This window comes from Mesorhizobium sp. M1A.F.Ca.IN.020.06.1.1, assembly GCF_004023265.1.
In the GTDB taxonomy this organism is placed as follows: domain Bacteria; phylum Pseudomonadota; class Alphaproteobacteria; order Rhizobiales; family Rhizobiaceae; genus Mesorhizobium.
The window spans coordinates 1-5,472 of the sequence record NZ_RZSR01000349.1; the positions used below are offsets into that span (position 1 = coordinate 1).

The window sequence follows — 5,472 nt, forward strand, 5'->3', positions numbered from 1 at the left end:
GTATAGAAAGGCGACGCCTTCATCCCCAACTGCCACGCCTTTTTCCGGTGTGGTGAAGGCGATTCCGTGCAAATCGACGTTTGTTGGAAGATGCTCAACGGAGGCGGTGCCCGCCACATAGGTAATTATCCGGCCGGATGAGGCGGCGAAGACATATTCGTCTCTCTTCCTTCGTGCCACTGAGTAGATATCCTGCTTGCCGCGGAAAGAGATTCGTTGCCATGAGCCGCGCCGGTTCTCGAAGATGAGACCATCCTCACCCATTATGAACTGAGGTTCATCCGCGAAACCGGTGAGTTTGATCGTCCCCAGAAGATCAACAGTGGCGATCGGTTCGACCCTGTCTCCGATCAATAGGATTTGACCATCCCAGACAGCTCCAAAAAGCTTGCCAGAGCGGTTGGCCCAGATCGACGCTACCCAATCTCGAATCTCGGCGACGAGCCGGACCTGGGGATTTCTTCGCCCGCTAAAATGATAGATGCGAGAAAGATGATCGCCAGGGCCGAGTTCCTCGTAAAACAGGCAGAAAAAGGCGTCGTTTACGGCGATGTGTGCGTCGGTGCATTCCATCGATCATACCTTTGGTACGTCACATTTGACTTCGTTGAGCCGGTCTTGGCTCCGTTTTCTGGTGGCCCATTTGAAATAGGTGTCACATATGGCCTTCAGGCATTCCTGGGCGTCAGGGCTAGCGGCCAGCTTAGGAAGGCTTTCTGCTGTATGCTGAAGTTCGGCGTCCCGAGCCTCTTCATATGTTTGCGAACAGGCACCTGACTTACCGGCACCTTCCGCTCGGCGCTGCGCTGCCGCCCGCTTGATCTGCTTGCGGGACTTTTTGCCATGCTGCGTGGTTTTTTTCTTCCCGTCGTTGAGGCAAATGCAAGGCGCGTCGCCCTCGGTATAACGTGGGAAGGCACCTATTGGTCCGCCACCACGCTCGGGTTCAAAAAAGGCATTCTGAATGACGTGGTCGGACTGCTGTTTTCCTTTCTTGCAGTGATTGTCAGCCTCGTCATAAGGGTGCACATGGATGTCAATCGAGGCAAGCAACGCTAAGCAGTTCTGTCCGCCTACGGACAAGGACGCTATATGAACCCAAGGCGGGGTGTTGCCTATTGGAGATGCATGATTGTTAGTAGCAAGATCCGTATTCCGGATAACCGGCTCGCCATCGAACTTTACGTTGTTTGACCAGGAGTTGAAGTACTCCTTGCCGGTGTTCTTCGAAGTGATAACGCCCTTCTTGGCGGCACAGCCCGCCTCTGTCCCGGACGTTTTGGACAAGTCGGATTTGTTCTTGATATTGACGGTCTTCCCGCCGATCTTGACAGTGCTCGTCCCCTGCTCGGTATCGCTGGCCATCCCGAAGCTGGGATACGGGATGGGCACTCCAGGGGGGGTTGCTGGGTTTTCGGGTGGCGTGAAGCAAACGTCAGGGAATGCAGCAATTGTCTGGGCGTTCACCGCCTTGCCGGAAATTTCCAGACCATTCGCGAATACATTGCTCACTAGTCGAATCTCGTTGCAAAGAGTGCGGCGCCACATGCGCCGGCATCGTTCGATGCTTCGATTAGCACTGGACTGCCGGCGGCATATCCCTTGCGGGCAGCCATCCAAGCCATGCCAATCATGAGCGGACCTGCTGCCGCGCCCACATTGCCAAGCGATTCGCCTGGGGACCAGATGTCCTGAAAATCGTGACGGCCGCGCAATAGACGCAAGCTTGCCAGTGCGCTCTGCTTAAACCAGTATTGCTCACCGATTAGATCGGCAATGCGATAGCCGAGTCGGCTCATCTCGATGCCCGTTTCCTTGAAGGCTATGTCGTATGCCGCAGTCATACCATCGCCGCGCAAGGGCAAGTCGTCGGAGTTGTAGATCGACGCGACCTCGCGGGCCAGGCCGAGGCCGAAGAGGCGAAAGCCACCACGCCCCGATCGCAGGCACAGAACTGCCGCAGCTGCTTCACCGGGGATAAAACCGTTGGGATTTTCGGGCGCCAGAAGTCGATTGTTCTTCTGGTAGTGTTCTATGGCCGGAGCCGTCAGATAGCTGTCGACGCCGGCAATCATCACGTAAGGCGCCTCACCCGATGCAATCATCCTGCGCGCTTGTTCCAGCGCCACATGGCCCGATGCACGATCGTGATTGATAATGCGCGAGCGTGCGTGGGGCTCGACATCGATAATTTCAGCGATATGGCGAAGCAGGCGACCTCCGTCGGCTATCGGCCGGCCCGGCCGGCTCTCTTCTGCCAAGCATAGAATGAGCGCGGTCTGACCTCGTGCTTCAGGAACGCTTTCGAAGGCCTCGCAGATCGCGGCGGCGGCGAGGTGGGCCATCCGCTTTTCGCCGATCCATTCGCGTGGCAAAGGCACCGGCGCGCCGGTCAGCCATTGACCGCTTGGTCCCAGAAAGCGAGTTTCCTGAAAACCGTCGAGGCGGGCGCGCATCGCTGCGCAGGCCGAGGGCGCATCAAGACCGACTGCCGTCACCATGCCAATCGCGGCTATATCGATGGCGATACTCATGCGTCTTCAGCTTCGTCATCAGGAACAGTGAGGCTGGCTCGAACATAAGCGCGCCCACTGGCGCGTGCTCGCAGCATTGACTCGGTCGGCGGCCCGACCCAGCATTCTGAGAAATCGAGGATAGTCCGCTGGATGCGTTGCGAGACGCGCCAAACCAGCGAAAAGCGGCGCTTCTCAGGCTCGAGGAGAATGGTGTCGGGGAAAACATCGGCCTCGTATGCTTTCTGCCTGCCCTTGAACAGTGTCATCGGCAGCGCAGTCGAGGGCAGCCGGAAGCTTACGCGCCCTTCCGGCGTCAGGTTCACCAACACCACCTCTTCGCCACCACGCGGATGATCGATTTGCTGGTCAGGCGGCGCCATCTGGAAGTAGCGCTCGTCGAAATCCTGCGGCAGGAATGGGAACACATTGTCGATCCAGTTCTGGTCATAAGTGCCGCCATATTCGATGCGGCCGGGCCAGCCTCGCCCCATCGGCCCGAAGCTTATCGGCTGGTAGTCGCCGAAGGGGGAGCGGATTTCTTCATTGACCGCCTGCGTGTTGGGCAGCCGCAGGCCTGGAATGAAACGCTGGTTCTTGGCGCGAGACCAGCCGGTGCCGACCGGGTTGTATTTGTAGCTGGCGGGAAGCTGATCCTCGGGGTCCAACCGGTCGACGCCGCCCCAAGCGAAATCGTAGGAGATCGGTAGTTTCAGGAAGGGCTGCGGTGCAGTTGCGGTGAAGACCGGACCTATGGCCCGCCACTCCCGGTGGCCGACCACTTCGAAGAGCTTCGACCAGTTGCCGACCTTGATGCCGACTGGTACCCGTTCCGCCGGGCGTTCACCCGGTGCATAGGCGCAGCCATTGGCAATCACGTCGCAGCGCGGCTTACGGAAGGCGAAGTCGGTCTCCCACAGCGTCGCTGAGTAACCCGGCGCGCCGGTATGCGTGTCAGCCATGACCAGCGGAACTTGCTCCGCCGATTTCTGCACGAGGCCGCCGGGCTTCTCCGGAAAATCGAACGTGCCCTTCACCACGACCACGATCCACTCATGGCCGGCCTTGTCCATGCCCATGGTGAACTGATGCGGAAAACCCAGCTGGTTCCAGATCTGCATCAGCTGGTCTCCCAGCTAGCGGCGAAGATCCGCTCCACCGTCTTTTGCGGCGCCTGCGGGTCGACGTCGAAGATATCCGTGCGCGCGGTCCACATGACGAGGTCGTCGACAACATCGCCATCCTCATCGACCGCCGGGGCAGGCAGGGCGCCCAGCGCGGCATCCAGTTCGTCGGGCGTCAGCTCGCCCCGTTGCGCGGCGAAGGCCGCTTCCTCGATGCGGTCGAACCAGGCATCCGAATAGGCCAGCCTGAGCGGCGCCTCGGCAAGCCGTGCGACGACGCTGAGCGGGAACTGTCGGCCGACCTTGTCGGCGCTCTGCACGATGACGCCGGCCGAGGCGCCGAACGAGGCGGGGCCGGCGAGAAAGCGCAACGCAGTGTCCGTCTGCCACGCATCGTGGCCAAACAGCGGGACGATCTGCTGCGCCAGCCAGCGATCCCAGACGCGCACGAAATCGCCCGGCAGCCGCCGCGTCACGAAATCGCCGGTGGCGGGTATCTTGCCGTAGAAGCCGGTGCTCATATCTGCGGCGGACATGTGAACTTCTTGAACATCTCGAGTGTGTAGGGGTTCTCGACGCTGGCCGCCTTGAGCTCGAAATCGGCATACATGCCTTTCGTGCCGAGGCGCAGGCTATAGACGTCGGAAAGGTTGGTTCCGGCGAACTTGCCGCTGCGCAGCATCCTCAGCCACGCCCAGCTGCCGGTCTCGTTGAGCATCACCTCGGGTGAGCCGTCGACCGGCTGGAACGCAAGCGAGATCACGCCGGTGCCGTCCTTGCCGGGCCATGTCATCGGCTGCGGCCGGGTCGCGTTGTTGTAGTAGACGAGGTTCTGGCCATCGAGGTTGAGCGTCACCCGCGCCACGTTGGGCGACAGGTCCTTTGGCTCCAGCGTGAAGTTCATCACCGGGCCGGTGCCGCCGGGAAACAGGTCGTCGCGGATGTGCCGTGCCTGCTCGAACGCCGCCAGCGCGGCCGCGTCGAGGCCGAAATCGGCGCGCCATTTCCACGGCTGGCTGGCGGTGTCGACATAGTTGATCAGATGGTCGTTGATGAAGGCGTCGATCAGGCCGGCGGGGCCGAAGAGGCGCTGGAAGTCGCGCACATTGACGTCGACCGCGCTGTCCGGGCTGAACGGATAGCGGTTGTTGAGCGCAGCCTGGCAGAAGGGCAGGATGTCGGCGCGCCAGATGGCATTGAGCTCGTTGGTGACCGCCTTCTGCGACAGGCCGCTGGTGTCGCCGGCAATCCCGCCCAGCCAGTCGTTGATCGGCGAAGGCAGGATCTGCGCCTGTCTTGCGACCGCCCCCGTCAGCTCGGCCAGGCCGCCCTGCTTCTTGATGGCGTCCTGCGGGTCGGGGTTGGCCGACACGGTCTGCAGCACATTGGACAGCGCCGTCAGCGCCACCACGGCTGCGTCGAGCGCCGGCGGCTGGCCGTCTACCTCGGCGATCGTGCCTTTGAGCGGCTTGAAGTGTTCGGCCACCAGGCTGCCGGTCATGTCGACCTGCTCGGCCGAGCCCGCGCGTGGCAGTAGTTTCGCTCCCGTCTTCACCACCTTGCCGAGTTTGCCGAGCTTGGAGAGCAGCTTCGAGCCGCTCTTGGCGGCAGCGCCGTTCTTGTCATCCGCCGGCGCTTCGTCGGAACGGGTGAGATCGAGTTCCTGCACGACCGCGGTGAGGAGCCGTTTCAACGCGGAATCGGCGCTCGAAAGGTCCTTGAGATTTTCGCTGGCGACGTTGAGGTCGGTCAGCGGCGCCAGCCGCATGTCGCGCAGGAAGCTGTCCCACTGCGAAATGTAGTCGTCATAGTAGAGCTTCAGAATGTCCTCGGAC

At 61.1% G+C, this 5,472-nt stretch carries 6 protein-coding genes; all 6 read right to left on the bottom strand.

Going from position 1 to position 5,472, the window contains the following annotated elements:
• Positions 1-573 (bottom strand): hypothetical protein (locus tag EOA60_RS16645; RefSeq protein WP_164899354.1); only part of this gene is annotated, 573 nt, incomplete at its 3' end.
• A gap of 3 nt (positions 574-576) precedes the next feature.
• Positions 577-1,512: a DUF4150 domain-containing protein gene (locus EOA60_RS16650; RefSeq protein WP_245322307.1), complete on the bottom strand. Its 936-nt coding sequence runs from the start codon at positions 1,510-1,512 to the stop codon at positions 577-579.
• Entirely contained in the window at positions 1,512-2,534 is a 1,023-nt protein-coding gene (locus EOA60_RS16655) for a beta-ketoacyl synthase N-terminal-like domain-containing protein (protein WP_095823906.1), read from the bottom strand. The genes EOA60_RS16650 and EOA60_RS16655 overlap by 1 nt, the downstream gene beginning before the upstream one ends.
• Positions 2,531-3,634, bottom strand: a complete 1,104-nt coding sequence (locus tag EOA60_RS16660) for a DUF2169 domain-containing protein (protein WP_095823905.1) — start codon at positions 3,632-3,634, stop codon at positions 2,531-2,533. Before EOA60_RS16660 ends, EOA60_RS16655 begins: the two co-directional genes overlap by 4 nt.
• Positions 3,634-4,173 carry a type VI secretion system-associated protein TagF gene (gene tagF / locus EOA60_RS16665; protein WP_095823904.1) on the bottom strand — a complete coding sequence of 180 codons (540 nt, stop codon included), beginning with the start codon at positions 4,171-4,173 and terminating at the stop codon, positions 3,634-3,636. Before tagF ends, EOA60_RS16660 begins: the two co-directional genes overlap by 1 nt.
• On the bottom strand, positions 4,155-5,472 hold a 1,318-nt coding region (tssM, locus tag EOA60_RS16670; RefSeq protein ID WP_128311616.1), incomplete at its 5' end, for a type VI secretion system membrane subunit TssM. The genes tagF and tssM, both read right to left, overlap by 19 nt.